The sequence below is a fragment of the Pseudomonas sp. PKS genome (assembly GCF_051913525.1).
Lineage (GTDB): Bacteria > Pseudomonadota > Gammaproteobacteria > Pseudomonadales > Pseudomonadaceae > Aquipseudomonas > Aquipseudomonas guariconensis_D.
Genome location: NZ_JBEGDO010000006.1, coordinates 80,875 through 106,821, shown reverse-complemented (window position 1 = coordinate 106,821; position 25,947 = coordinate 80,875). Strand labels below are relative to the sequence as shown.

The following is a 25,947-nucleotide window of genomic DNA, read 5'->3' as shown; positions in this document are numbered from 1 at the left end:
TGGTAAACGCCAGTGGCGTCACCACCAGAACCGGATAATCACACTACCCAAAAACAGCTCAGTCGCGATACTCACACAGGTAGGCCGTATCCACTGCCACCTTCAGCTGGAACTTGCTGTCCGCAGGCACATTGAACTGGCTCCCCGCCTTGAAGACTTCCCAGTTATCGCTCCCCGGCAGCTTCACGGTCAGCGCGCCGGACACCACGTGCATGATTTCCCGCTTGGCTGTGCCGAACTCGTATTCGCCCGGCGCCATGACACCCACGGTAGCTGGACCTTCCTCGCCCGTGAAGGCGATCGACTTGACGGTGCCATCGAAGTACTCATTGACCTTGAACATGGAGCGACTCCTGAAAAAAGGGAGGAAAAAAGGCTGGCCAGTATGCCCAAGCCTCAATACCTCGTCATCTGAATTCAGATGCCGCTGGCCGGCAGGCTCAACGGGAGTAACCGCGCGGTGTTGCGGGCGTCTTCCAGGGCGCGGTGCTGCTGGCCGGTGAACTGCAGGCCAGCCAGTTGCAGGGCGCTGTTGAGTCCCATCGGGCGCTGCAGTTGGCGGGCCTTGGCAAAACGCTGCTTGAGGTTGATGTGGGGCAGGGCCTGCAACAGGCTGGTGAGCTGGTGCTGTTTCCATTCCTGTTGCAGCTGCTGGCGGTCGTAGTCGCCCCAGCTCACCCAGGCCTGCAACTGTCCCTGATGATGGCCCAGCCAGCGCTCGAACTGCGCCCAGACCTCGGTGAAGGGGGCTGCGCCATCGACACTGGCCTGGGTGATGTGGGTCAGCTCACGGCAGAAGGGGGTCAGCTGTGGCCGCCGCCTGGGCCGCACGAAGCGCTGGAAATGATCGATCTCACGGCCCTCGCGTGTCACCAGGCTCGCCCCGATTTCAATGACTTCCATCTCCGTGACGGGCCAACCACCGTCATCGGTGGTCGCTTCCAAGTCAATCACCAGCCAATGCCCCATACCGGGCTCCCGTGCAAGACGCAGTACCCTGCGTGGTCGCTAGAGCGTAGCCAATCTGAGGCCCAAGGGCATCCCCTGGCACAATGCTGTTGTTTTGACATCGCTGAAAGTTGTGCCCTGGCGGGAAAACGCCTAGCTTTGTTGGATCCATTCACAAACCGTGATGAGCGTCTGCTTTTGACTTCCGTGCCCGGCTCGAAGGCTTTGTCTTCCTTGTTGATACTCGCCGCAGTGTGGGTAGCGGTGCCTGCGTCGGCGCAGGCGGTCGTCGAGGTCAGGGTCGGGGCGGCGCATTTTCCGCCTTATACCGTGCGTCCCGAGCAGGGCGCTGAAAACGGCCTGTTGCCGCAATTGCTCAAGGCCCTCAACCAACAGCAGCACAGCTACCATTTCGTGCAGGTTCCCACGTCGATTCCTCGGCGTTTTAGCGATTTCCAGCAAGGGCGCACGGACATCGCGATTTTCGAGAATCCCAAATGGGGCTGGGAACAGATTCTCCACGAAAGCGTGGACATGGGCCTGGAAGATGCCGAAGTGTTCGTCGCACGCCAACAGGCCGGGCGAGACCAGCAGTATTTCAGCAGCCTGCAAGGCAAACGCCTGGCGCTATTTCATGGCTATCACTACGCCTTTGCCAACTTCAATTCCGACCCCCACTACCTGAGCCAGACCTTCGGCGCCACGCTGACCTACTCCCATGACAGCAATCTGCTGATGGTACAGCGTGGACGCGTCGACATTGCACTGGCGACGCGATCGTTTCTGATCGACTTCATGGCCCGAAACCCGGACAGCCAGGCGCAACTGATGGCCTCCGAGCGGGTCGATCAGGTCTATCACCACTACGCGATGGTGCGCCCAGGCGCGCCGATCGATGCCCGGACATTCGCCGCCTTGCTTGATCGGCTGCGCGAGAGCGGCGAATTGCTGCGCATCTTCCAGCCCTATCGGATCAACGTCGTGGCGCCGACTGGCCACTAAATTCCCCACTGCGCGTCACGTCTACCGGATTGAGCCTTCCTTTCAATACCGTGAGCCATGACCATGCCGTTCGATGCCGATTCGCAGCCCCTTTCCCTGCCGCGTTGGCGCAGCCTCAGCGCCGATGAAGACGATTGCCGGTTGAGCCTGACCCTGGAGGGGAGAGCGTTGATTCGGGTTCGCCTGACCCCGGGCGAACCGCTGCACATCCACCTCGAGCAGGTGTGCCAAGAGCGCCCCGCGCAAGCGCTGTGGGCAGCCTGCTACTGGTTGCTCTCGCGGGATCCGGCGCGCCAGCGCCTGGTCTGGCATTGCCCGCATCCAGTGGATGCGGCCTTGGCCAGCGGCCTGCTGGTGCCCGGTGACCAGCCAGGGCTGTACCTGTGCGAGCGAGCGATGTTCTGGCAACTGCCGCAGCCCTGGCTGGGCGATGCGCAGGCCGGCGCCTATCCGCAGCAAATGCAGATCAGCGATGGCAAGCGTCATCCTCGTCGTGCGCCCAAGCCCCGAGGTGAGGTGTACCGGCGATTCGATGCGCGCCTTGGGGCCTGGGTGTCGCTGCGCACGCTTGAAATCGACCAGGATCTGGAACGCTTCAATCGCTGGCAGAACGATGCACGTGTGCTGCAGTTCTGGCAGGAAGGCGGCACGCTCGAACAGCATCGCCAATACCTGGCCAAGCTGCAGGCCGACCCGCATACCCTGACCTTGATCGGCTGCTTCGATGACCAGCCCTTTGCCTACTTCGAGGCCTACTGGGCCAAGGAGGACCGCATCGCGCCGTTCTACCCGGCGCACGACTACGACCGGGGTATCCATATGCTGGTGGGCGAGCAGGCCCATCGCGGCCCGCACAAGGTGGCCAGTTGGTTGTCGGCGCTGGTGCACTATTTGTTCCTGGACGATCCGCGGACCCAGCGGGTGGTCGCCGAGCCGCGTGCCGACAACGGCAAGATGATCGGCTACATGCACGATCAGTGCTTCCATTGCGAGAAAGAGTTCGATTTTCCGCACAAGCGGGCGGCGTTGATGATTCTGGGGCGGGAGCGGTTCTTCGACCGCTGCTCGCTGTCGTGAGCCCATCACAGGCTTCCCCCAGCTCCTACAGCGTTCGGCGCTGCTTCTGTAGGAGCTGGCGAAGCCTGTGGTGGTTCAGGTCTGGCGGCCGTGTTTGCGGCAATGGATCAGGGCATCGCGAATCATGAAGTTGACCAGCGTCGGCGACACCCCCAGCTCCTTGGCGATGTCTTTCTGCGGCACGCCATGCAGGCGATACATCTCGAAGGCATAGCGGGTGCGCTGGGGCAACTCGCCGAGGGCCTCGGCGATGTGTTCGAGGGTGGCGAGGTTGATGTGGGTGGTTTCGGGCGAAGCGTTCTGCAGGACGACGTTCAGGCCTTCTTCTTCACTGCCGGAATACTTCAGCTCCATGGCCTGCTTGCGGTAGTGATCGATGGCCAGGTTGCGCACGATCTGGAACAGGTAGCTGAGCTGTGCCTTGAACGACGAGGTGATCTGCGGCGCGGCGCTGAGTCGGAAGAAGGCATCCTGCACCACATCTTCGGCGCGTGAACGGCAGCCGGTGATGCGGGCCGCGATCTTGACCAGGATGCTGCGGTTGTCGACGAATGCCTGGAGCAGTGGTGAATCGCACTTACTTGTGGATAGTTGTTCCGCCATGGAAATCACCTGGACGCTGAAGGGAAGGGGAAGCCGTCTGTGTGGGACGTTTCCTACGACGAGCGACAAACTATTCACAATGATAATGATTGTCAAATGCGAAAAGTAATTAATAGCGCGGCATTCCGTCCTAGCCTCATCGTGTGAAATCGGCCCCTTTCGCCTCTCGCCTGCCTTGTCTGCCGCCGCCAGCGGTTTAATTATTTGCCCCGCCCATCCGTTCCCCTGTGTACATCCGGCTGTCGAACGCTGCCCGCCTGTCTTGCGCGGCGCAGCGTCGGCGCGACTTATCCAGACACTGGCAGGAACTCCCCATGATGGACGCCTTCGAACTCCCGCTCTCGTTGGTCCACGCCCTGGCGCAGCGCGCCACGCGGACCCCCGACCGGATCGCCTTGCGCTTTCTGGCCGATGATCCCAGCGAGCAGGCCGTGCTCAGCTATCAGGAGCTGGACCTACGGGCGAGGGCCATTGCCGCGGCGCTGCAGGCGCGTACCGATTTTGGCGACCGGGCGGTACTGCTGTTTCCCAGTGGCCCGGACTACGTCGCGGCGTTCTTCGGATGCTTGTACGCCGGGGTCATTGCGGTGCCGGCGTATCCGCCGGAATCCTCGCGGCGCCATCACCAGGAACGTCTGCTGTCGATCATCGACGATGCCCAGCCGCGCCTGCTGCTCACCGTCGACGCCTTGCGCGACAGCTTGCAGGGCCTTGATGCCCTGGCGCAGCAGGGCGCCCCTGGTCTGCTGGCCGTGGACCGCCTGGCCCCGGCGCTGGCGGCCGACTGGCACGAACCGGCGCTGACCAGTGAGCACATTGCTTTCTTGCAATACACTTCCGGCTCCACCGCCTTGCCCAAGGGCGTGCAGGTCAGTCACGGCAACCTGGTGGCCAACGAGCAACTGATCCGCCAGGGCTTTGGCATCGACCTGAACCCGGACGACGTGATCGTCAGCTGGTTGCCGCTGTACCACGACATGGGCCTGATCGGCGGGCTCTTGCAACCGATCTTCAGCGGCGTGCCCTGCGTGCTGATGTCGCCGGGCTATTTCCTTGCCCGGCCACAGCGCTGGTTGCAGGCGATCAGCGACTTCGGCGGCACCATCAGCGGCGGCCCGGATTTCGCCTACCGCCTATGCAGCGAGCGGGTCAGCGAGGCGGCCCTGGCTGGCCTGGATCTGAGCCGTTGGCGGGTGGCGTATTCGGGGTCCGAACCGATTCGCCAGGACAGCCTGCAGGCCTTCGCGGACAAGTTCGGTGCGTGTGGTTTCGAGGCGAGCAGCTTCTTTGCCAGCTACGGCCTGGCCGAGGCGACGCTGTTCGTCAGCGGTAGCCGCCGCGGCCAGGGCATCGCTGCCATGGCGCTGGACGCCGAGGCGCTCGCCGCCAATCGTGCCGAACCTGGCCAGGGCAGCGTACTGATGAGCTGCGGTTATCCGCAGCCTGGCCACGCCGTGCGCATCATCGACCCGCAGCGCCTGGTGGTGTTGGGCGATAACCGCGTCGGCGAAGTGTGGGCCGCAGGGCCGAGCATCGCGCAGGGCTACTGGCGCAACCCAGAGGCCAGCGCGCGCACCTTCGTCGAGCAGGACGGCCAGACCTGGCTGCGCACTGGGGACCTGGGCTTCATGCGTGATGGCGAGGTGTTCGTCACCGGGCGCCTGAAAGACATGCTCATCGTTCGGGGCCAGAACCTCTACCCGCAGGACTTGGAAAAGACCCTTGAACGTGAGGTCGAAGGGCTGCGTAAAGGCCGTGTCGCGGTATTCGCCGTGGACGACCAGGGTGAGGAGGGTATTGGCGTGGCGGTGGAGATCAGCCGCAACGTGCAGAAGGTCATCAAGCCTCAGGACTTGATCCGTACTGTGCGCCAGGTGATTGCCGATGCCTGCCGCCAGGCACCTGCGGTGGTACTGCTGCTCAACCCCGGCGCCTTGCCCAAGACCTCCAGCGGCAAGCTCCAGCGCTCGGCCTGCCGCCTGCGCATGGCCGACGGCAGCCTGGACTGCTATGCGCGTTTTCCGACAGTCGAAGCGCCTGTCGCTGCGCAGGCGATAGGTGGTGAGCTGCAGGAGCGCATTGCGGCCATCTGGCGCGAGGTGCTCAAGGTCGAAGCGGTGGCGCCGGACGATCATTTCCTGCTGCTGGGTGGCAACTCCATCGCCGCCACCCAGGCGACCGCCCGCCTGGCGGACGCACTGGGTGTCGGCCTGAGCCTGAGCACGCTGTTCGAGTCGCCGATCCTGGCCGACTACAGCGCTACGGTGGCGGCGATCCTGGCCGAAGGTGGCACCGCATCGAGGTCCATCGATGCTCTGGCACGTGGCCAGGCTCTGCCGCAATCGCTGGCGCAGAACCGCCTGTGGCTGCTGTGGCAACTGGCGCCGGAGTCGGCGGCCTATAACATCCCTGCCGGTTTGCACCTGCGGGGTGAGTTGGACGAGTCGGCGCTGCTGGCGAGCTTCCAGGCGCTGGTGACACGTCACGAGTCCTTGCGTACGCATTTTTGCGAGGTCGACGGCCAGGCCATGCAGCAGGTCTTGCCCGAGGCGACCTTCGAGCTGCACCGCACGGATCTGCAAGGGGCGGACGCCGAGCAGGTCATGGCCTGTCGCGAGGCTGAGGCGCGGCAGCCGTTCGACCTCACCCAAGGGCCGTTGCTGCGCGTCACGCTGGCGCGCCTGGGCGATGAGGACCACCAGCTCTGGGTAACCCTGCACCACATCGTTGCCGATGGCTGGTCGTTGAACATCCTGCTCGACGAATTCGCCAAGCTGTACGCCGCGCATTGCCAAGGCCTTCAGGCCAACCTGGCGCCCCTGCCGCTGGGCTACGCCGACTACGGTCACTGGCAGCGCCAATGGTTGGCCGACGGCGAAGGCGAGCGACAGTTGAAACACTGGGCGGCGCAACTGGGCGATGAGTTGCCGGTGCTCGACCTGTGCACCGACCATCCGCGCGCCACTGAGCGCACCCATCGCGCCGCGCGCCTGAGCGTGAAGGTTCCCGCCACGCTGGGCACCGCTCTGGACACCCTGGCCCGCGAACAGCAGGCCAGCCTGTTCATGGTCCTGCTGGCCGCCTGGCAAGGCCTGTTGCACCGTTACACCGGCCAGGGCGATATCCGCGTCGGTGTGCCCAACGCCAACCGTCCGCGCCAGGAAACCCAGGGCATGGTGGGCTTTTTCATCAACACCCAGGTGCTGCGCGCCGAGCTCCATGGCCGCCTGCCGTTCGATCAGTTGCTGGCCCAGGTGCGCCAGGCCACGTTGCTGGCCCAAGCCAACCAGGACCTGCCGTTCGAGCAATTGCTCGAGGCGCTGCCGGACGCCCGCGAGCAGGGGCTGTTCCAGGTGATGTTCAACCATCAGCAGCGTGATCTTTCGGCGCTGCGCCGCCTGCCTGGTCTGCTCGCCGAAGAATTGCCATGGCATAGCCGCGAGGCCAAGTTCGACCTGCAATTGCACAGCGAGCAGGATCACCAGGGCCGTTTGAGCCTGGCGTTCGACTATGCCGCCGAGCTGTTCGAGGCCGATACCATCGAACGTCTGGCCGGGCACCTGCTGACCCTGCTCGAGCAAGTCTGCGCCTGCCCGCAGCGAGTGCTGGGCGAGGTGCGCTTGCTCGACGACCCAGGCCAGGCACAACTGCTGGCTTGGGGGCAGGCGCCTGCGCCGAGCGCCCAGCGCCTGGTGGTTGAGCAACTGACCGACCAGGGGCAACGCACGCCGGGGCGTACGGCGCTGGTGTGGGAAGGCGGCAGTCTCGACTACGCCAGCCTGCACCAGCAGGCCAATCGCCTGGCCCACTACCTGCGTGACAAGGGCGTCGGCCCGGACAGCCGCGTGGCCATCGCCCTGGAGCGCTCGCCACAATTGATGGTCGGCCTGTTGGCCATCCTCAAGGCCGGTGGTGCTTATGTGCCGCTGGATGTCGACTACCCGGCCGAGCGCCTGGCTTACATGCTCAGCGACTGTGGCGCTGCGTTGCTGCTCAGCCACAGCGGCACGCTTGAGCGCCTGCCGCAGGTCGAGGGCGTCAGTGCCATCGCTCTGGACCAGCTGCATCTGGACAGCTGGCCGAGTCATGCCCCAGGCCTGCACCTGGACGGCGACAACCTGGCCTATGTGATCTACACCTCAGGCTCCACCGGCCAGCCCAAGGGCGTGGGCAACACCCATGCCGCGTTGGCTGAGCGCTTGCAGTGGATGCAGGGCACCTACGCGCTGGATGACAGCGATGTGCTGATGCAGAAGGCACCGATCAGCTTCGACGTGTCGGTGTGGGAGTGCTTCTGGCCGTTGATCCAGGGGTGCACGCTGGTGCTGGCCGGCCCTGGCGAGCACCGCGACCCGCGGCGTATCGCCGAGCTGGTGCAGGCCCATGGCGTGACCACGCTGCATTTTGTCCCGCCGTTGCTGCAGGTGTTTGTCCAGGAGCCGCTGGCGGCGAGCTGTACCAGCCTGCGCCGGGTGTTCTGCGGCGGCGAGGCGCTGTCGGCGCACCTGCGTGACCGCGTGCTGCAAGTCTTGCCGCAGGTGCAGTTGCACAACCGCTATGGCCCGACCGAGACCGCCATCAACGTCACCCACTGGCATTGCCAGACGCAGGATGGCGAACGCTCGCCGATCGGCCGGCCGCTGGGCAACGTGCTGTGCCGAGTGCTGGATGACGAGCTGGAGCTGACCGCGCCGGGCGTGCCGGGCGAGCTGTGCCTGGGCGGCGCGGGCCTGGCCCGTGGCTACCTGGGTCGCCCAGGGCTGACCGCCGAACGCTTCGTACCCCAGCCCGATGGCAACGGCGAGCGCCTGTACCGCAGCGGCGACCGTGCCCGTTGGCTGATGCCGCTGCAGGCGCTGGAATACCTCGGCCGCCTCGACCAACAGGTCAAGGTGCGAGGATTTCGCGTCGAGCCCCAGGAGGTCCAGGCCTGCCTGCTGGCCGAGCCGGGTGTCGAGCAGGCCCTGGTGCTGATCCACCCGGATGCCGTCGGCGCGCAGCTGGTCGGCTACTACAGCGGCGTCGAACAGTCCGAGGCGTTGCTCGCGGCCTTGGGCGAGCGCCTGCCGGCCTACATGGTGCCGGCGCAACTGATTCACCTGGCACAGATGCCCCTGGGGCCGAGCGGCAAGGTTGATCGCAAGGCACTGCCGGCGCCAGTCTGGCAGCAACGCGGTCATGTCGAGCCGCAAAGCGTTGTGCAGAAACAGGTGGCGGCGATCTGGCGTGAGGTGCTGAATCTGCCGCGGGTCGGTCTTCTGGATGATTTCTTCGCCCTCGGTGGCCACTCGCTGCTCGCCACCCAGATCGTCTCGCGTACCCGCCAGGCGCTTGACGTCGAGCTGCCGCTCAAGGCCTTGTTCGAGGCCAGCGAACTGGGCGCCTTCTGCGCCGAGATCGAGCGCGTCCAAGCCGCCGGCGGGCACAACCGGCAAGGCGCCATCGAGCGGGTCGATCGGCGCCAGGCAGTGCCGCTGTCGTATTCGCAGCAGCGCATGTGGGTGCTGTGGCAGATGGCGCCGGAGAGCCCGGCCTACAACGTCGGCGGTATGGCGCGCCTGCGCGGCGTGCTGCATGTGGATGCCTTGGAGCGGGCCTTGCAGGCCCTGGTCGTGCGCCATGAGACCCTGCGCACAACCTTTCCTGAGATCGACGGCGTGCCATATCAGTGCGTGGCCGAAGACAGCCCGCTGCGAGTGCAGTGGCATGATTTTTCCGCGCTCCAGGACGAAGATCGCCAGCAGCGCTTGAAACAACTGGCCGATGAACAAGCGCACCTGCCGTTCGACCTGGCGCGCGGGCCGCTGCTGCGCGCCTGCCTGGTCAAGACCGGTGAGCGCGAACACTACTTCGTGCTGACCCTGCACCACATTGTCACCGAAGGCTGGGCCATGGACATCTTCGCCCGTGAGCTGGGCGAGCTGTACGAGGCCTTCGTCGATGAGCGCGAGTCGCCCCTGGCGCCGCTGCCGGTGCAGTACCTCGATTACAGCGTCTGGCAGCGCCAGTGGCTCGAAAGCGGAGAAGCAGACCGCCAACTGGCCTACTGGAAAGCCCGCCTGGGTCACGAGCATCCGGTGCTGGCGCTGCCCTCGGACCGTCCGCGTCCGGCCGTGCAGAGCCATCGTGGCGAGCTGTACCGCTTCGACCTCGACCCCGCGCTGGTTGAACGTGTGCATGCCTTCAACAGCCAGCATGGCTTGACCTTGTTCATGACCATGACCGCCACCCTGGCCGCCTTGCTGCACCGCCACAGTGGCCAGCGCGACCTGCGCATCGGCGCGCCGATGGCCAACCGCATCCGGCCGGAAAGCGAAGGGCTGATCGGCGCCTTCCTCAACACCCAGGTGCTGCGTTGCGAGCTCGATGGGCAAATGACCGGCAGCCAATTGCTCGAACAGGTCCGTCGCACCGTGATCGATGGCCAGTCGCACCAGGACCTGCCATTCGACCAACTGGTGGAGGCCTTGCAGCCCCCGCGCAGTAGCGCCTACAACCCGTTGTTCCAGGTGATGTGCAATGTCCAGCGCTGGGCCTTCCAGCAAAGCCGCGAACTGGCGGGCATGAGCGTGGATTACCTGGTCAACGACGCCAGTGCGACCAAGTTCGACCTTTACCTGGAGGTGACGGACCTGGACGGTCGCCTGGGCTGCTGCCTGACCTACAGCCGTGACCTGTTCGACGAGCCGCGCATCGCCCGCATGGCCGAGCACTGGCAGCAGTTGCTGGTCGGCCTGCTCGATGCCCCGGGCCTGCGCCTGTGCGAGCTGCCGATGCTCAGTAACGCCGAGCAGCAGGCGCTGGTCGGCCAGTTGCAGGGTGAGCAGGACTTCGAGCTCGACCAGACCCTGCACGGCCTGTTCGCCTTGCAGGCCTCGCGCAGCCCGCAGGCCCGGGCGCTGACCTTCGTCGGCCAGCACCTGACCTACGCTGAGCTGGACCAGCAGGCCAACCGCCTGGCCCGCGCCCTGCGCGAGCGTGGCGTCGGGCCGCAGGTGCGGGTGGGCCTTGCCTTGGAGCGTTCGCTGGAAATGGTCGTGGGCTTGCTTGCCATCCTCAAGGCCGGCGGCGCCTACGTGCCGCTGGACCCGGAGTACCCCCTCGACCGCCTGCGCTACATGATCGAGGACAGCCGACTCGGCCTGCTGCTTGGGCAGCGTGCCCTGTTCGATGCCATAGGGGGGCTGCCTGAAGGTGTGGCCCGGTGGTGCCTGGAAGACGATGCCGCGTCGCTTGCGCATTACAGCGATGCGCCCCTGGACAACCTCAACCTGCCGCAGCATCAGGCCTACCTGATCTACACCTCAGGCTCCACCGGCCAGCCCAAGGGCGTGGTGGTCAGTCATGGCGAAATCGCCATGCATTGCCAGGCGGTGATCGCGGCCTTCGGCATGCGCAGCGACGACTGCGAGTTGCACTTCTATTCGATCAACTTCGACGCCGCCACTGAGCGCCTGCTGGTGCCGCTGCTGTGCGGCGCCCGGGTGGTGCTGCGCGGCCAGGGCCAGTGGGGGGCCGAAGAGATCTGCCAACTGGTGCGCGCGCAGCAGGTGAGCATCCTGGGTTTCACCCCCAGTTATGGCAGCCAGTTGGCCCAGTACCTGCTCGGGCAGCACGAGCAGCTGCCGGTGCGCCTGGTGATCACCGGGGGCGAGGCGTTGACCGGGGAGCATCTGCAGCGTATCCGCCAGGCATTCCTGCCGCAGCAGGTCTTCAACGCCTACGGGCCGACCGAAACCGTGGTCATGCCGCTGGCCTGCCTTGCGCCGCAGCAGCTGCCGGCGGATGCGGGCAGCGTGCCGATCGGCCGGGTGATCGGGGCGCGCACGGCGTATGTGCTGGATGATGATCTGGCGCTGCTGCCTCAGGGCGGCATCGGTGAGCTGTACATCGGGGGCGCCGGTCTTGCCCAGGGGTATCACGAGCGTCCGGGGCTGTCGGCTGAGCGCTTCGTCGCTGACCCGTTCAGTCAGGAGGGCGGTCGTCTGTACCGCACGGGGGACTTGGTGCGCCTGCGCGCCGATGGCCTGGTGGAGTATGTGGGGCGTGCCGATCAGCAGGTGAAAATCCGTGGTTTCCGTATCGAGCTGGGCGAGATCGAAAGCCAGTTGCAGGCCCATGCCGCTGTCGATGAAGCCGTGGTCGTCGCTCTGGACCTGCCGGGGGGCAAGCAATTGGTGGGCTATCTGGTCTGCCCACAGGCCAGCGCTGACGCCGACACCCAGGCGGCCCTGCGTGAGGCGGTCAAGGCCCATGCCCGGCAGCACCTGCCGGATTACATGGTGCCTGCGCACCTGGTGCTGCTGAGCAGCCTTCCGCTGATGGGCAACGGCAAGCTCGATCGCCGCGCCTTGCCGGCGCCGGACATCGAGCAGGCGCGCCAGCACTATCAGGCGCCGGCCAACGAACTGGAGCAACAACTGGCGCAGGTCTGGCAAGAGGTGCTCAACGTTGTCCGCATCGGCGTGCAGGACAACTTCTTCGAATTGGGGGGCGACTCGATTTTGTCGATTCAGGTGGTCAGTCGCGCCCGCCAGCTGGGCTTGCAGTTCACCCCGCGCGATCTGTTCCAGCACCAGACTGTCCAGGCGCTCGCCGCCGTGGTCAGCTGCAGCGAGGCGCCAAGCGGCATCGAGCAGGGCGCGCGGGGCGGCAGCAGTGCCTTGACGCCGATCCAGCAGTGGTTCTTCGACAGCGAAATCGCTCAACCCCAGCACTGGAACCAGGCCGTGCTGTTGGAGGCGCGCGAGCCGTTGCAGAATCAGACGCTGGAGCATGCCCTGGCCGCGCTGGTGGCGCATCACGACAGCCTGCGCCTGCGCTTTACCCAGGCCAACGGGCATTGGCAGGCCCAGTACGTCCCATCACCTGGCCAGCCATTGCTGTGGGTCGCCACCGTGGCGGATTTCGAGAATTGCCAGGCGCTGTACACCGATGTACAGCGCAGCCTGGACCTTGCCGAAGGCCCATTGCTGCGTGCGCTGCTGGTGACCGACGGGCAGGGCGCCCAGCGCTTGCTGCTGGCGATCCATCACCTGGTGGTGGACGGTGTGTCCTGGCGCGTGCTGCTCGAGGACCTGCAGGCGCTCTACCGCGGCCAGCCACTGACGGCCAAGACCCACGCCATGGCTGACTGGGCCGCGCGCCTGGTCAGCTATGCCGGCAGCGACTCGCTGCGTGACGAGCTTGGCTGGTGGCAGGATCAGCTCGGTACTGCCCGTCGCGAACTGCCCTGCGATCATCCCCAGGGCGGCAACCTGCACCGCCATGCCCGTACCTTGGCCATCGGCCTGGACCAGGAGCAGACCCGCCAGTTGCTGCAACAGGCACCTGCGGCCTACCGAACCCAGGTCAATGACCTGCTGCTCACCGCCCTGGCGCGCACCCTGTGCCGCTGGAGTGGCGACAGCCAGGTACTGGTGCAACTGGAAGGCCATGGTCGTGACGGCCTGTTCGAGGACATGGACCTGACCCGTAGCGTCGGCTGGTTCACCAATGCCTATCCGCTGTGCCTGACCCCGCAACTGGGCGACACCGATCAGGACTTCGCCGCGGCCATCAAGGGCATCAAGGAACAGCTGCGCCAGGTGCCGCACAAGGGGCTGGGATATGGCGTGCTGCGCTACCTGACCGACACCACCGGTCGCGAAGCCATGGCCGCCTTGCCCCAGGCGCGCATCACCTTCAACTACCTGGGCCAGTTCGACCAGCAGTTCGACAGTGCCGCGCTGTTCCAGCCGCTGGATGCGCCGGCAGGCCTGGCCCACGACCTGGAGGCGCCGCTGCCCAACTGGCTCAGCGTCGATGGCCAAGTGTATGGCGGTGCCCTGCAACTGCGCTGGACCTTCAGCACCGAGCGCTATGACGAGGCGACCATCGCCGCGTTGGCCGAGGCCTATCGCCAGGAACTGCTGGCCCTGGTCGGCCATTGCCTGGCCGACGGCACCGGCAGTTTCACGCCTTCGGATTTCCCGCTGGCCCGCCTGACCCAGGCGCAGATCGATGCCTTGCCGGTACCGGCCGCGCAGATCGAGGATGTCTACCCGCTCACGCCCATGCAGGAAGGCCTGCTGCTGCACACCTTGCTCGAACCGGGCACGGGCATCTACTACATGCAGGACCGTTACCGCATCGACAGCGCCCTGGACCCCGAGCGCTTCGCCCAGGCCTGGCAGGCCGTGGTGGCGCGCCACGAGGCCCTGCGTGCCTCGTTCAGCTGGAACGCCGGCGAAGCGATGCTGCAGATCATCCACAAACCGGGCAACACGCCGCTGGACTACCAGGACTGGCGCGGCCTTGACGACGCGGCCCAGGAGGCGCGCTTGCAGGCGCTGCACAAGCAGGAGCGCGAAGCCGGCTTCGACCTACTGCGCGAGGCACCTTTCCACCTGCGCCTGGTACGGGTTGCCGACGACCGCTACTGGTTCATGATGAGCAACCACCACATCCTCATCGATGCCTGGTGCCGTTCGTTGCTGATGAACGATTTCTTCGCGCTCTACCAAGCCCTGGGCGAGGGCCGCGCCGCTCAGTTGCCGGTGCCGCCGCGCTACCGCGACTACATCGGCTGGCTGCAACGTCAGGACTTGGGTGAGGCGCGCCAGTGGTGGCAGCGCAACCTGGCAGGCTTCGAGCGCGCTACGGCCATCCCCTGCGACCGGCCGCTGCGCCATGATCATGCGGGCAACGGCATGATCGTCGGCGACTGCTATACCCGCCTGGACGTGCGCGACGGCGTACGCCTGCGCGAGCTGGCCCAGGCACACCAGTTGACCATCAACACCTTCGCCCAGGCGGCCTGGGCGCTGGTGCTGGCCCGTTACAGCGGCGAGCGCGACGTGGTCTTCGGCGTCACCGTTGCCGGTCGCCCGGTCAGCCTGCCGCAGATGCAGCGCACCGTCGGCCTGTTCATCAACAGTATTGCCCTGCGTGTGCAACTGCCCGAACCGGGCCAGCGTCAACGCGTGGGCCAATGGTTGCAGGGCCTGCTTGAGCGCAACATGGAACTGCGCGAGTACGAGTACCTACCGCTGGTGGCGATCCAGGAGTGCAGCGAGTTGCCCAAGGGCCAGCCGCTGTTCGACAGCCTGTTCGTGTTCGAGAACGCGCCGGTGGAAACCGCCGTGCTGAACCATGCCCAGCAGCTGAACGCCAGCTCCGATTCGGGCCGTACCCACACCAACTTCCCGCTCACGGCTGTGTGCTACCCAGGCGACGATCTGGGCCTGCACCTGTCGTTCGACCAGCGTTACTTCGACTTCGCCACCGTCGAGCGCTTGTTGGCCGAGTTCAAGCGCCTGCTGCTGGCGCTTGTAGAAGGCTTCGACGGTGACGTGACCGAGCTGCCGGTGCTTGGCGAAGCCGAGCAGCGCTTCCTGCTGGAGGACTGCAACCGCACCGAACACGCCTATGCGCTGGAACAGAGCTATGTCGAGCTGTTCGAGGCGCGGGTCGCCGCGCACCCAGAGCGGACGGTCGCTCGCTGCCTGGACGCGTCCTGCGACTACGTCGGGCTGAACCTTGTGGCCAACCGCCTGGGCCATGCCTTGATCGCCGCGGGCGTGGCCATCGACCAGCCGGTGGCGCTGCTGGCCGAGCGTGGCCTGCCGCTGCTGGGCATGATCGTCGGTTGCTTCAAGGCCGGTGCCGGCTACCTGCCGCTGGACCCGGGCCTGCCGCCTGCGCGCCTGCAGCGCATCGTCGAACTCAGCCGCACGCCGGTGCTGGTGTGCACGGCGGCCTGCGCCGAGCAGGCGCGTCAGTTGCTCGATGAGATCTCCGGGGTCGCCAGGCCGACGTTGCTGGTATGGGAGCAGGTGCAAGCCAGTGCCATGGCCAGTCACAACCCAGGCATCTACAGCGCGCCCGACAACCTGGCCTACGTGATCTACACCTCCGGCTCCACCGGCCTGCCCAAGGGGGTGATGGTCGAGCAACGCGGCATGCTCAACAACCAGTTGAGCAAGGTGCCGTACCTGGAGTTGGACGAGTACGACGTGATTGCCCAGACCGCGTCCCAGAGCTTCGACATTTCGGTGTGGCAGTTCCTCGCAGCGCCCTTGTTCGGTGCCCGGGTGCAGATCGTGCCGAACGCCATCGCCCACGACCCGCAAGGCTTGCTGGCGCATGTGCAGGCCACTGGCATCACGGTGCTCGAGAGCGTGCCTTCGCTGATCCAGGGCATGCTCGCCAGCGAGCAACGGGCACTCGAGGGCCTGCGCTGGATGCTGCCAACCGGCGAGGCCATGCCTCCGGAGCTGGCCGCTCAATGGTTGCAACGCTATCCGCACATCGGGCTGGTCAACGCCTATGGCCCGGCGGAGTGCTCGGACGATGTGGCGTTCTTCCGAGTCGATGTCGCGTCGACCCGCGGCAGCTACCTGCCGATCGGCACGCCGACCGATAACAACCGTCTGTACTTGCTCGACGAAGCCCAGGCCCTGGTGCCTTTGGGAGCGGTGGGCGAGTTGTGTGTGGCCGGCACCGGCGTTGGGCGTGGCTATGTGGGGGACCCGCTGCGCACTGCGCTGGCTTTCATCCCTCACCCCTACGGTGCCCCGGGTGAGCGTCTGTACCGCACGGGCGACTTGGCGCGGCGTCGGGTTGATGGCGTGCTCGAATACGTGGGCCGTATCGACCATCAGGTGAAGATCCGCGGCTATCGCATCGAGCTGGGTGAGATCGAAGCCCGCCTGCATGAGCAGGTCGAGATTCGCGATGCGGCAGTGGGCGTGCAGGAGGGCTTCAACGGCAAGCATCTGGTCGGCTACCTGGTAGCGCATCAGGGCGTGGCGGCCGATGCCGCGCTGTTGGAGCAGCTCAAGTCGCGTCTGCGCGCCGAGTTGCCGGAATACATGGTGCCGCTGCACTGGGCCTGGCTGGCGAACCTGCCCCACAACGCCAACGGCAAGCTCGACCGCAAGGCCCTGCCTGCGATCGACATCGGCGCGCAGCAAAGCCAGGACTACCTGGCGCCCCGCGACGAGCTGGAGCACAAACTGGCGGGGATCTGGGCCGATGTGCTCAAGGTCGAGCGCGTGGGGGTGCACGACAACTTCTTTGAGTTGGGCGGGCATTCCTTGTTGGCAACCCAGATCGCCTCGCGTGTGCAGCAGCAGTTGCAACTGAATGTGCCGCTGCGGGCGATGTTCGAGTGCAACACCGTGGAGGCATTGGCCGAGTACGTGCGAGCGCTGGAGGGCAGCGCGCTGGACGAGGGCAAGGTGGACCGGCTCAGTGACCTGATGGCGGAGTTGGAGGCGCTTTGAGGTGTAGGGGCGCGTTGCGCCCCGTCGCGGGTGAACCCGCTCCGGCAGACACTGCGGTGTTCTCGAAACCACGGTGCCTGCGGAGGCGGGTTTACCCGCGCATGAGGCAGGCTGGCAGGCTACGGCTCAGCGCTTGCCCAGAATCTGCCCGAGCATCTCTGGCCGCGGCGCGCCTTGCTGGCTCTGCAACTGACCCTTGTCATCCTGGTAGAAGATCGCCGGGGTCGCTGCCAAGCCCATCTCTTCCATCAAGGCCAGGTTGGCCTCCAGTTTTTGGCGCACCGCCTCGGGGATGGTCTCCAGCGGCTTGAGGGTGCTCGCCTTGCCGGCTTTCTCATGCTGTTGCAGCGCTTTGGCCGGGTCCTTGGCAGCCAGCAGCGCCGCAGACTTGCCCGGGCTGTCCTCGCGGATGATGCCGACCATGATGTGGCGCAGCTGCACCTTGCCCGATTCCACCCAAGGCCGCGCCTGCTCCCAGAACATGTTGCAGTAGGGGCAGTTGGGGTCGCTGAACAGGTACACCTTGCGCGGAGCGTCGTCCTTGCCGTCGGCGATCCAGGCGGTTTTTTCCATCTTGGCCCAGATCGCTTTGCTCATCGGGGCATACACGAGTTTTTCCAGCGGCTCGGCGCTGAGGTCCTTGCCTTGTTCGTCGAACAGGCTGCCGACCAGCACGTGCTTGCCATCGGGGGTGAGGTACAGGGCGATGCCGTTGTTCTGGTAGGCGGCGGCATAGCCTTTGAGGCCATTGGGCGCATCGAAGCTGCCTTTGATTTCGGCGCCCTTGGCTTGCAGTTGCTGGATGGCCTTGGGCAACGTTTCAGCCTGCAGGGCGGGGGCTGCGAAGGTCATGAGGGCCAGGGGCAAGAGGGCATTCAATCGCATGTCAATTTCCTTGTGCGGCGGAGGCGGGCCGGTTGGCCTGCTCGAAAGGTTCCAGGGCGCGGTGCAGGCTGGCCCGGGACAACTCGCCCAGGTGACTGCCGATCAAGCGCCCTTCGGCGGTGTAGAACAAGGTGGTGGGCAGGGCCATGGAGCCCACCTGCTGGGCCAGCTGACCGCTACCGTCGAACAGCACGTGGGTCAGGCTCAGGCCGGTGGTGGCCAGGAAGGTGCTGACGTTCTCCGGAGTCTCGCCTTGGTTCACGAACAGGAACGTTACGTGCGGGTACTCGTCCTGGGCTTGCTGCAGCACAGGCATTTCCCGACGGCACGGTGGGCACCAGGTGGCCCAGAGGTTGATCACCAGCGGCTTGCCTCGGTAGTCGTGCAGTGCCACCGATTGGCCGCCGGCATTGCGCAGGCTCAGCGTCGGCAGCTCGGTGCCCTTGCTGTAGAGATGGCTGCCGAGGCTGGCAAGGATCCAGAACACCGCACCGCTCAGCAGCGCCCAGCCCAGTGGTCGACGCAGGCCCGGATGTCGCCGGCCCTGCCACAGCGCGCCGATGACGATGCCGATCAGGCCGGCCCACAGCAGGAAGCCGCCGTCGCGAATGTCGATCGCCTGCAGCGGATCGTCGCGGAACATCGGCCAGTACGCCAGGACGAAACCTGCGCGTGCACACAGCAGCCCCAGCAGGAACAGGTTGAACAGCGCCGACTCGGGGCTTTCACCGCCGCGCCGGGCCACCCACCAGCCCACGATGCTGGCCACGGCCAGGGCCGCGAGCAGTAGCAGGTGGTTGAGGGCCATGGTCAGTGGCCCCAGGGTCACGGTCAGCATCAGCCTTGGCTCCTGGTCTGTGCCCAGTGTTGCTTGAAGGCTGCGGCATCCACTTCACCGGTGATGCGCCGGGCTCGGCGCTCGTCGCCTTCCGGACCGATCCAGATCAGGCTGGGCGGGCCTGGCACCTGGTAGCGTTGCAGCAACTCGCGGCTGGCGGGCGTGTCGGCGGTGACGTCCAGGCGCACCAGATGCACGCTGGCGAGGTCGGCAAGCACATCGGGCCGGGCGAATACCTGTTTCTCCATCACCTTGCACGACACGCACCAGTCGGCATAGTAGTCCAGCATGACCCACTGGCCGCGTGCCTTGGCAGCGTCCAGTTCGCGTTGCAGATCCTGGGGCTGGCTGACAGTGACGAAGGCGTCCTCGGCCTTGGCCTCGCTTTGCACGCCGCTGCCGGCAAAGGGCTGCAAGGGTTGCCACAGATCGTCGCCGCCAGCGGCCGCGCCGACCAGCAACAGCCCACCCCAGAGTGCACCCAGCAAGGGGACTGCGCGCAGGGCCGGCAAACGGTGCAGGGCCGGCCAGGCGGTCCAGGCCAGGGCGATCAGCCAGGCGCCACCCAGGGCCAGCAGCAACGGGGCCGGCAGCAGGCTGCGCAAGGTGTACAGGGCCATGGCCAGGAAGACGAAACCGAACAGCCCCTTGACCAGGTTCATCCAGGCACCGGGGCGGGGCAGGTAGCGGTTACCGAGAGTGACCAGCAATAGCAGAGGGACGCCCATGCCCAGGCCGAGGCTGAACAGCACCAGCGCTCCTTGCAGCACGTCGCCGCTCTGGGCGATGTACAGCAATGCGCCGGCCAATGGCGCGGTCATGCAGGGCCCCATGAGCAGGCCGGAGAGCGCGCCGAGCAGGGCTGCGCCATACACATTGCCACCGCGGGTGCCTTGGCCGGCACGGTCCAGGCGGTCGCGCAGGGCGGCAGGCAGTTGCAGTTCGAAGGCGCCGAACATCGGCAGGGCGAGCATCACGAACAACGCTGCCAGGCTGCCCAGCAACCAGGGTTGCTGCAGCCAGGCCTGCAGGCTGGCGCCGAGCAGGGCGGCCACCACGCCGAGGCCGGCATAGACCAGCGCCATGCTCAGTACATAGACCCCCGCCAGCAGCCAGCCACGGCGGGCGCTGGCGCCATTACCCAGGACCAGCCCGGCGAGGATCGGCAGCATCGGCAGCGAACAGGGCGTGAAGGCCAGCAGCAGGCCAAGGCCGAAGAACGCCAGCAGGCTCCACGCCAGGCTGGCCTGTTGCAGGTCGCTGGCCAGGGCCTGGTCAGTGGCTTGATCCGAAGCCGGCACCGCCTGGCCACCCAGGTCGATGGCGGTGGTTTGAGGCGGGTAGCACAAGCCTGCATCGGCGCAGCCCTGCCAGCCCAGGCGCAATTGGCCCTGGGCAGTGGCGGGTATCAGCAATTGGAGTTGGTGGCGGTAGACCGCGCTGTCACCGAAGAACTCATCATGGTGGTTTTCGGCGGGAGGGAGCTGTGGATGTTGTTCAGGCGCGAGGCCGTCGAACTTCAGACGCTTCTGGTAGAGGTAGTAGCCGTCCTTGATCTGGAAGTTCAGGCGCATCTGGCCGTCGGCCTGGCGGTCATGGGTCAGGACGAACGCCTGGTTGACCGGCAGGAAGTCCGGCTTGGTCTCGAACGGGTTGGCCTGCAGCGGGCCGGCCAGCAGAAATGTCAGGAAGAGCAGGAGAACGCGCATGTCTTCGCCTTGGCAGTGCTGTGAATCTGGCCATGCTGGCCTTGGCTGATTAACCCAAGGTTAACCGGTGTCGTTTTGCTGCCATCCTGCAGGTGCCTCGCGAGGTTCGATTGGCAACGGGCGGGTACAGCCGTCTCGTGAATCATTCATAATCGGTTCTTAATCCGCCAAGCGTGCAATACAAGCTTCCCCACCGGAGACCCCCTCATGCACGTACTGCTTTGCGAGGACGACGACCTGATCGCCAGCGGCATCTGCGCCGGCCTCGCCGCCCAAGGCCTGACCGTGGACCGGGTGGCCACCGCTTCGGCCGCGCAGGCCTTGCTTCAGGCCGCGCAGTTCGATGTGATGATCCTCGATCTGGGCCTGCCAGACGAAGACGGCCTCAAGCTGCTGCGCCGCCTGCGCCAACAAGGCGTGACCCTGCCGGTGCTGGTGCTCACCGCCCGCGATGCGGTCACCGACCGGGTCGATGGCCTGCAGGCCGGGGCCGACGACTACCTGCTCAAACCCTTCGACCTGCGCGAACTGGCGGCCCGTCTGCACACACTGTTGCGTCGCGTGGCGGGTCGTGCAGTGAATGTCATCGAACATGGCCCGCTGCGCTACGACCCCAGCAGTTGCGAGGCCACCCTGGCCGGCCAGGCGGTGGACCTGTCCCGTCGCGAGCAGGCGCTGCTCCAGGCTTTGCTGCAGAACCCCGGACGGGTGCTCTCCAGCGAGCAGCTCAAGGACTGCGTCTATGGTTTCAGCGACGAAGTCGAAAGCAATGCCTTGAACGTCCATATCCATCACCTGCGCCGCAAGCTCGGCAACAGCATCGTCGAGACCGTGCGCGGCCTGGGTTATCGCCTAGGCCCGGCGCAGGCTCCGCAGGAGCCGGTACCATGAGCCTGCGCGCGCGCCTGACGCTGATCCTGGGCAGCGCCTTCGTGATCATCTGGGCATTGGCCGCCGCCTGGATGCTGCGCGACCTGCGCCAACAGATGATGTTCTCCCTCGACCAGCGCCTGGTCGCGTCGGCGCGCATGGTCGCCGGGCTGATCGAACAACTGCCGCAGCCGCTGGCGGCCAAGGGCGAGGATGCGCATTTCTCCGCCGACCAGCTCAGCGTGCCGGATGGCATGGCCTGCCAGGTCAGTTCCCTGCGCGGCGAGATCCTGGCCAGCAACCACAAGCACGACGGTGCCATGGACGATCAGCGCAGTGGCTTCCGTGACCAGACCATCGACGGTGCGCTGTGGCGCACCTTCACCTACAACCATGGCGATGTGCGCATCACCACCGCCGACCGTCACCAGGAACGCGAGGCGCTCAATCGCTCGATCTTGCTGGCAGCCTCGGCGCCGGTGTTGATGGCCCTGCTTGGCAGCCTAGGGTTGTTGTGGATAGGCGTCGGCAAAGGGCTGGAGCCGCTCAACCGCATGCGCGATGCGCTGCGCAGACGGCGCGCCGACAGCGTCGAACCGCTGCAGGTGGCGGGCATGCCCAGTGAGCTGCAGCCATTGCTCGAGACCCAGAACCAACTATTCCTGCGCATCGCCCAGACCATTGAGCGCGAACGGCGCCTGACCGACGATGCCGCCCATGAGCTGCGTAGCCCACTGACGGCGATCAAGACCCATCTGCAGGTCGCGCGCATGACCGACGGCGCGGTGCGCGAGCAGGCCCTGGAGCATGCCGAGCAAGGCACCGACCGCATGCACCGGACCCTTGAGCAATTGCTGATGCTGGCCCGGGTTGAGGGCAGCCTGTCGTTCGACGACGGCGTGCAGTGCAGCGCCGAGCAGGTGGCACGCCAGGCGGTGCAAGACGCCGGCGGCGGCGACAACCGCCGCATCGTGGTACGCCTGCCAGCGGAGGCCAGCCGGATCTACCTGGGCATGCCCGCGCCGTTGGCGGTGGCGGCGTTGCGCAACCTGCTGGACAACGCGCTGCGCCATGGCGGCGATAACGCGGTGGAACTGGAAGTGCAGATGGCTGACGGGCAGGTGGGTTTCATGGTTCGGGACCACGGGCCGGGGATCGCCGAAGAGGACATCGAGCACCTGACCGAACGCTTCTGGCGTCATGACCAGAGCGGTGGCTGCGGGTTGGGGCTGGCGATTGTCCAGGCCATCGTGCAGCGCTGTGCCGGAAGCCTGCGCTTCGAAAGCCACAGCGATGGGCTGCGGGTGTGGCTGCGGGTGCCGGCGCGCCAGGGGGCCTGATCCTCGATGTTGCGCAAACCTGCGCGGGTGAGCCCGCTCCCACCAGGATCCCCTCGGCCTTGGCCCGCTCCCGTTCGTCCCATGGCGACCCTTGTGGGAGCGGGTTTACCCGCGAAGAGGGCGCCTGCGGAAAAACCTACCTGAGAGCTAAATCCTTGCCTCGCTGAAGCGTTTTCCAAGCGACAACCACCCGACACCTCTGCGCTTACCGGGGCGTGGCGGGGCTCATTCGCTTGTTCGCGAGGATTTTTCCGATGTCGATCGCTTCCAGCCTTGCCCAGGTCCTGCCGAGCAGCGCGCCACAGACGCTGTACGAGTTCGAGGATTCCCCCCTGCTGTTGCGCCAGCAGCAACAGGAGTCCAACGCCCGCAGCTACCCGCGGCGTATTCCCCTGGCGCTCAAGCGTGCCCGTGGCATCCATGTCGAGGACGTCGAAGGCCGTCAGTTCATCGACTGTCTGGCAGGTGCCGGCACCCTGGCCCTGGGCCACAACCACCCGGTGGTGATCGAGGCCATCCAGCGCGTGCTGGCCGAAGAGCTGCCCCTGCACACCCTGGACTTGACCACGCCGGTCAAGGACCGCTTTGTCCAGGACCTGTTCGGCATACTGCCCGAAGCCTTGCGCCGGGAGGCAAAGGTCCAGTTTTGTGGGCCGACTGGCACCGATGCGGTGGAGGCGGCGCTGAAACTGGTACGCACCGCCACGGGGCGCAGCACGGTGCTGGCCTTTCAGGGGGCCTACCATGGCATGTCCCAAGGGGCGTTGAGCCTGATGGGCAGCCTGGGGCCGAAACAGCCGCTGGGGGCGCTGCTTGGCAATGGCGTGCAGTTCCTGCCGTATCCCTATGACTACCGATGCCCGTTCGGCCTAGGGGGCGAGGCGGGCGTGCGTGCCAACCTGCATTACCTGGAGAACCTGCTGTGCGATCCGGAAGCCGGTGTCGCGTTGCCGGCGGCGGTGATCGTCGAAGTGGTGCAGGGCGAGGGCGGGGTGATCCCTGCGGATATCCAGTGGTTGCGTGGCCTGCGCCGTATCACCGAGCAGGCCGGCGTGGCGTTGATCGTCGACGAGATCCAAAGTGGCTTCGCCCGCACCGGGCGCATGTTCGCCTTCGAGCATGCCGGCATCGTGCCGGACGTGATCACCCTGTCCAAGGCCATCGGCGGCAGCCTGCCCCTGGCGGTGGTGGTCTATCGCGACTGGCTGGACACCTGGAAGCCTGGGGCCCATGCCGGTACCTTCCGCGGCAATCAGATGGCCATGGCGGCAGGTTCCGCGGTGATGGGGTATCTGGTCGAGCATCGCCTGGCCGAGCACGCCGAGGCCATGGGGCAACGCTTGCGCGGCCACTTGCTGCGTGTGCAGCAGGATTATCCGCAGCTTGGAGATATTCGTGGTCGCGGGCTGATGCTTGGGGTCGAACTGGTGGATCCGGACGGCGCCGTCGATGCGCAGGGTCATGCACCTGCCCACGGCACCCTGGCGCCGAACGTCCAGCGCGAATGCCTCAAGCGCGGCTTGATCCTGGAGCTTGGCGGGCGCCATGGCGCGGTGGTGCGCTTCCTGCCGCCGCTGATCATCAGCGCCGAACAAATCGACGACGTGGCCGACCGCTTTGCCCAGGCCGTGCAGGCGGCGGTGTCCATCGGTTGAACGAAGGCAGGCTACCAAGGCTCGGTAAATTTCCCGACCCAGGTTACGTCCTAGCTTGGACAGAACCCGCAGTGTGGCTGGAACGGATAGAGGCGCAATGGGCATTTCCCGACGAGGATTCATCGCAGGCCTTGCAGTGGCGGGGGCAACCGGTACGGCTGCCTACTACGCACACAAGGCGCTGACCCACGATCCTGAGGACGACATTGTCACGCCAGGGGAGGCCAGCGTCGAGTTGGCCGACTATGCAGGACAAGTACTGGCCGATCATCTGCGTGGCATCTGGGACCTGCGCTTCGAAGGCCCAGAAGCGGGCCTTGAAGGGTTGCCCGTGGTCGGTGTCGAGCTGTTTCTCGACGTTGCCACCAAGGGCCGCGGCCTGCGCGGCTTTGTCGATACCGGCGAGCGCTTGCGTGGCGACGGGGTGGCCCGCTATCGAGTGTTGGGCGATCTGGTCGAGGCATCATCTGCGCAGGTACGTTGGCGCTTGCTGAACCAGCAGGGTGGGCCCAGCTATGAATGCATTGCCAGCCTCGACGAGGTCTGGGGCGATTTCGCCAATGCCGGCACTGGCACCTTGAGCGGACGTCTGCAGCGGTTGGACCGACCGCTCATGCTGCCGGTGGCCGACAGCCGCTTCGTTGCGGTCAAGCGACGCTTCCCCGAAGCCCGCGAGCGCATCGGCTATACCCCACAGATGCACGCCTGGGTGCTCAGTGCCGAGCATCGGTTGTTCCACCAGCTCTGGCATGCCACGCGTGACAAGTGGCACGACCTGTCCGAAACACAGCGCAGCGCCCTGCGTGGCCTGGGCTGGCAGCCAGGCCCACGGGACCGTGAACGCGATGCCCGTGGCCCGCGCAAGCACCGCAATGGATCGGGGATCGATTTTCTGTTCATGCACCGGCACATGCTGCAGACCGCTCGCCAGTTGCAGGACTTGCCATCTTGGACGCACTTCCCATTGCCTGCGCCAAGTGTCGAGCTCGACCGGGCAGGCTTTGCCCGCTATCACGAAAATCACGATGGCTGCTGTGTACCACCGAGCTGGCAGGCGCCGGACGATGAGCCCTATGGGCAGTGGGTGTCAGCGATCAAGGCCAGCGAGACGTTCTGCAGCAACTTTCAGGTCTGGGAGTCGCAGTACCAGGACCCTCAGTACCTCGCAAAGCTGAGCCTGGGCGCGCTGGGATCGGAGATGGAGATGACCCTGCACGACTGGCTGCACATGTGCTGGGCTTCGGTGCCGCGTGACCCGCTCAATGGCGCGCCGGTGCCTTTCGCCCGCGATCCGGCAGACTTCGCCCTGCGTTGGTTCGGGCCGGAGAACGACTTTCTCGGTGACCCGTTCTCTTCCCATGTGAACCCCGTGTTCTGGGGTTTCCATGGCTGGATCGACGACCGGATCGAGGACTGGTACCGCGCCCAGGAGCGCTACCACCCAGGCCAGGTGCGGCGTATGCAGGTCAACGGGGTGAACTGGTTCACGCCAGGGCGCTGGGTAGAGGTCGATGACCCCTGGCTGGGGCCGGACACCCATGGTTGCAGCACGGTTCCTGGCACGCGTCCCGGCAAGTCGGTGGAGATGGATGTCGAGACCATGAAACTGGCGCTGCGCATCACCTTTGGCGAGGATGATGCGATCGGCGACCTGGTGCGGCGGGTGCCGCGCAGGCCTTGGTATGCGCGGCATCTTTCGCTGAAGAACATTGTGTCCTGATCGATGTCCCGGGGCCGCATAGCGGCCCCGAT

13 protein-coding genes are annotated in these 25,947 nt (G+C 65.9%); 7 read left to right on the top strand and 6 right to left on the bottom strand.

Annotated features, from left to right (window positions below; genetic code table 11):
* Positions 1–58: 58 nt before the first annotated feature.
* Together ABOA88_RS08630 and ABOA88_RS08625 are read right to left on the bottom strand one after the other, a co-directional pair.
* A complete protein-coding gene (locus tag ABOA88_RS08630) occupies positions 59–343 on the bottom strand; it encodes a pyrimidine/purine nucleoside phosphorylase (protein ID WP_043212311.1) in 285 nt (94 codons plus the stop codon).
* 74 nt (positions 344–417) lie between these two features.
* A complete protein-coding gene (locus tag ABOA88_RS08625; protein WP_196169083.1) occupies positions 418–969 on the bottom strand; it encodes an exonuclease domain-containing protein in 552 nt (183 codons plus the stop codon).
* A gap of 177 nt (positions 970–1,146) precedes the next feature.
* Between ABOA88_RS08625 and ABOA88_RS08620 the strand changes: the two genes are divergently transcribed.
* Both ABOA88_RS08620 and ABOA88_RS08615 read left to right on the top strand, forming a co-directional pair.
* A complete protein-coding gene (locus tag ABOA88_RS08620; RefSeq protein WP_367851291.1) occupies positions 1,147–1,950 on the top strand; it encodes a substrate-binding periplasmic protein in 804 nt (267 codons plus the stop codon).
* Positions 1,951–2,013: 63 nt separating this feature from the next.
* On the top strand, positions 2,014–3,027 hold the full coding sequence (locus tag ABOA88_RS08615; RefSeq protein WP_196169158.1) for a GNAT family N-acetyltransferase: 1,014 nt from the start codon (positions 2,014–2,016) through the stop codon (positions 3,025–3,027).
* A 75-nt stretch (positions 3,028–3,102) separates the two neighbouring features.
* Here the strand turns inward: ABOA88_RS08615 and ABOA88_RS08610 are convergent, their stop codons facing one another.
* On the bottom strand, positions 3,103–3,630 hold the full coding sequence (locus ABOA88_RS08610; RefSeq protein ID WP_196169085.1) for an RNA polymerase factor sigma-70: 528 nt from the start codon (positions 3,628–3,630) through the stop codon (positions 3,103–3,105).
* A gap of 314 nt (positions 3,631–3,944) precedes the next feature.
* Between ABOA88_RS08610 and ABOA88_RS08605 the strand changes: the two genes are divergently transcribed.
* The gene (locus tag ABOA88_RS08605) at positions 3,945–16,898 is read left to right on the top strand and encodes a non-ribosomal peptide synthetase (protein ID WP_367851292.1); all 12,954 of its coding nucleotides are present in this window, start codon (positions 3,945–3,947) and stop codon (positions 16,896–16,898) included.
* A gap of 126 nt (positions 16,899–17,024) precedes the next feature.
* Here the strand turns inward: ABOA88_RS08605 and dsbG are convergent, their stop codons facing one another.
* From dsbG to dsbD, 3 genes are read right to left on the bottom strand one after another with little or no spacing between them, the layout of a single operon-like run.
* Entirely contained in the window at positions 17,025–17,783 is a 759-nt protein-coding gene (dsbG, locus tag ABOA88_RS08600) for a thiol:disulfide interchange protein DsbG (protein ID WP_367851293.1), read from the bottom strand.
* Position 17,784: 1 nt separating this feature from the next.
* Complete coding sequence (locus tag ABOA88_RS08595) at positions 17,785–18,621, bottom strand: TlpA disulfide reductase family protein (RefSeq protein ID WP_070574233.1); 837 nt, start codon at positions 18,619–18,621, stop codon at positions 17,785–17,787.
* Positions 18,621–20,330 (bottom strand): protein-disulfide reductase DsbD, encoded by a 1,710-nt coding sequence (gene dsbD, locus ABOA88_RS08590; protein WP_367851294.1) that lies wholly within the window; start codon positions 20,328–20,330, stop codon positions 18,621–18,623. The genes ABOA88_RS08595 and dsbD overlap by 1 nt, the downstream gene beginning before the upstream one ends.
* 207 nt (positions 20,331–20,537) lie before the next feature.
* On the opposite strand from dsbD, the gene ABOA88_RS08585 reads away from it, so the two are divergent.
* The 4 genes from ABOA88_RS08585 (at position 20,538) to pvdP (ending at position 25,915) form a co-directional block, all read left to right on the top strand.
* Positions 20,538–21,221, top strand: a complete 684-nt coding sequence (locus ABOA88_RS08585; RefSeq protein WP_196169090.1) for a response regulator — start codon at positions 20,538–20,540, stop codon at positions 21,219–21,221.
* Positions 21,218–22,540: an ATP-binding protein gene (locus ABOA88_RS08580; protein WP_196169091.1), complete on the top strand. Its 1,323-nt coding sequence runs from the start codon at positions 21,218–21,220 to the stop codon at positions 22,538–22,540. Before ABOA88_RS08585 ends, ABOA88_RS08580 begins: the two co-directional genes overlap by 4 nt.
* Before the next feature lie 254 nt (positions 22,541–22,794).
* Positions 22,795–24,195 (top strand): aspartate aminotransferase family protein, encoded by a 1,401-nt coding sequence (locus ABOA88_RS08575; RefSeq protein ID WP_367851295.1) that lies wholly within the window; start codon positions 22,795–22,797, stop codon positions 24,193–24,195.
* A 97-nt stretch (positions 24,196–24,292) separates the two neighbouring features.
* Positions 24,293–25,915 (top strand): pyoverdine maturation tyrosinase PvdP, encoded by a 1,623-nt coding sequence (gene pvdP / locus ABOA88_RS08570; RefSeq protein WP_367851296.1) that lies wholly within the window; start codon positions 24,293–24,295, stop codon positions 25,913–25,915.
* Positions 25,916–25,947 lie beyond the last annotated feature (32 nt).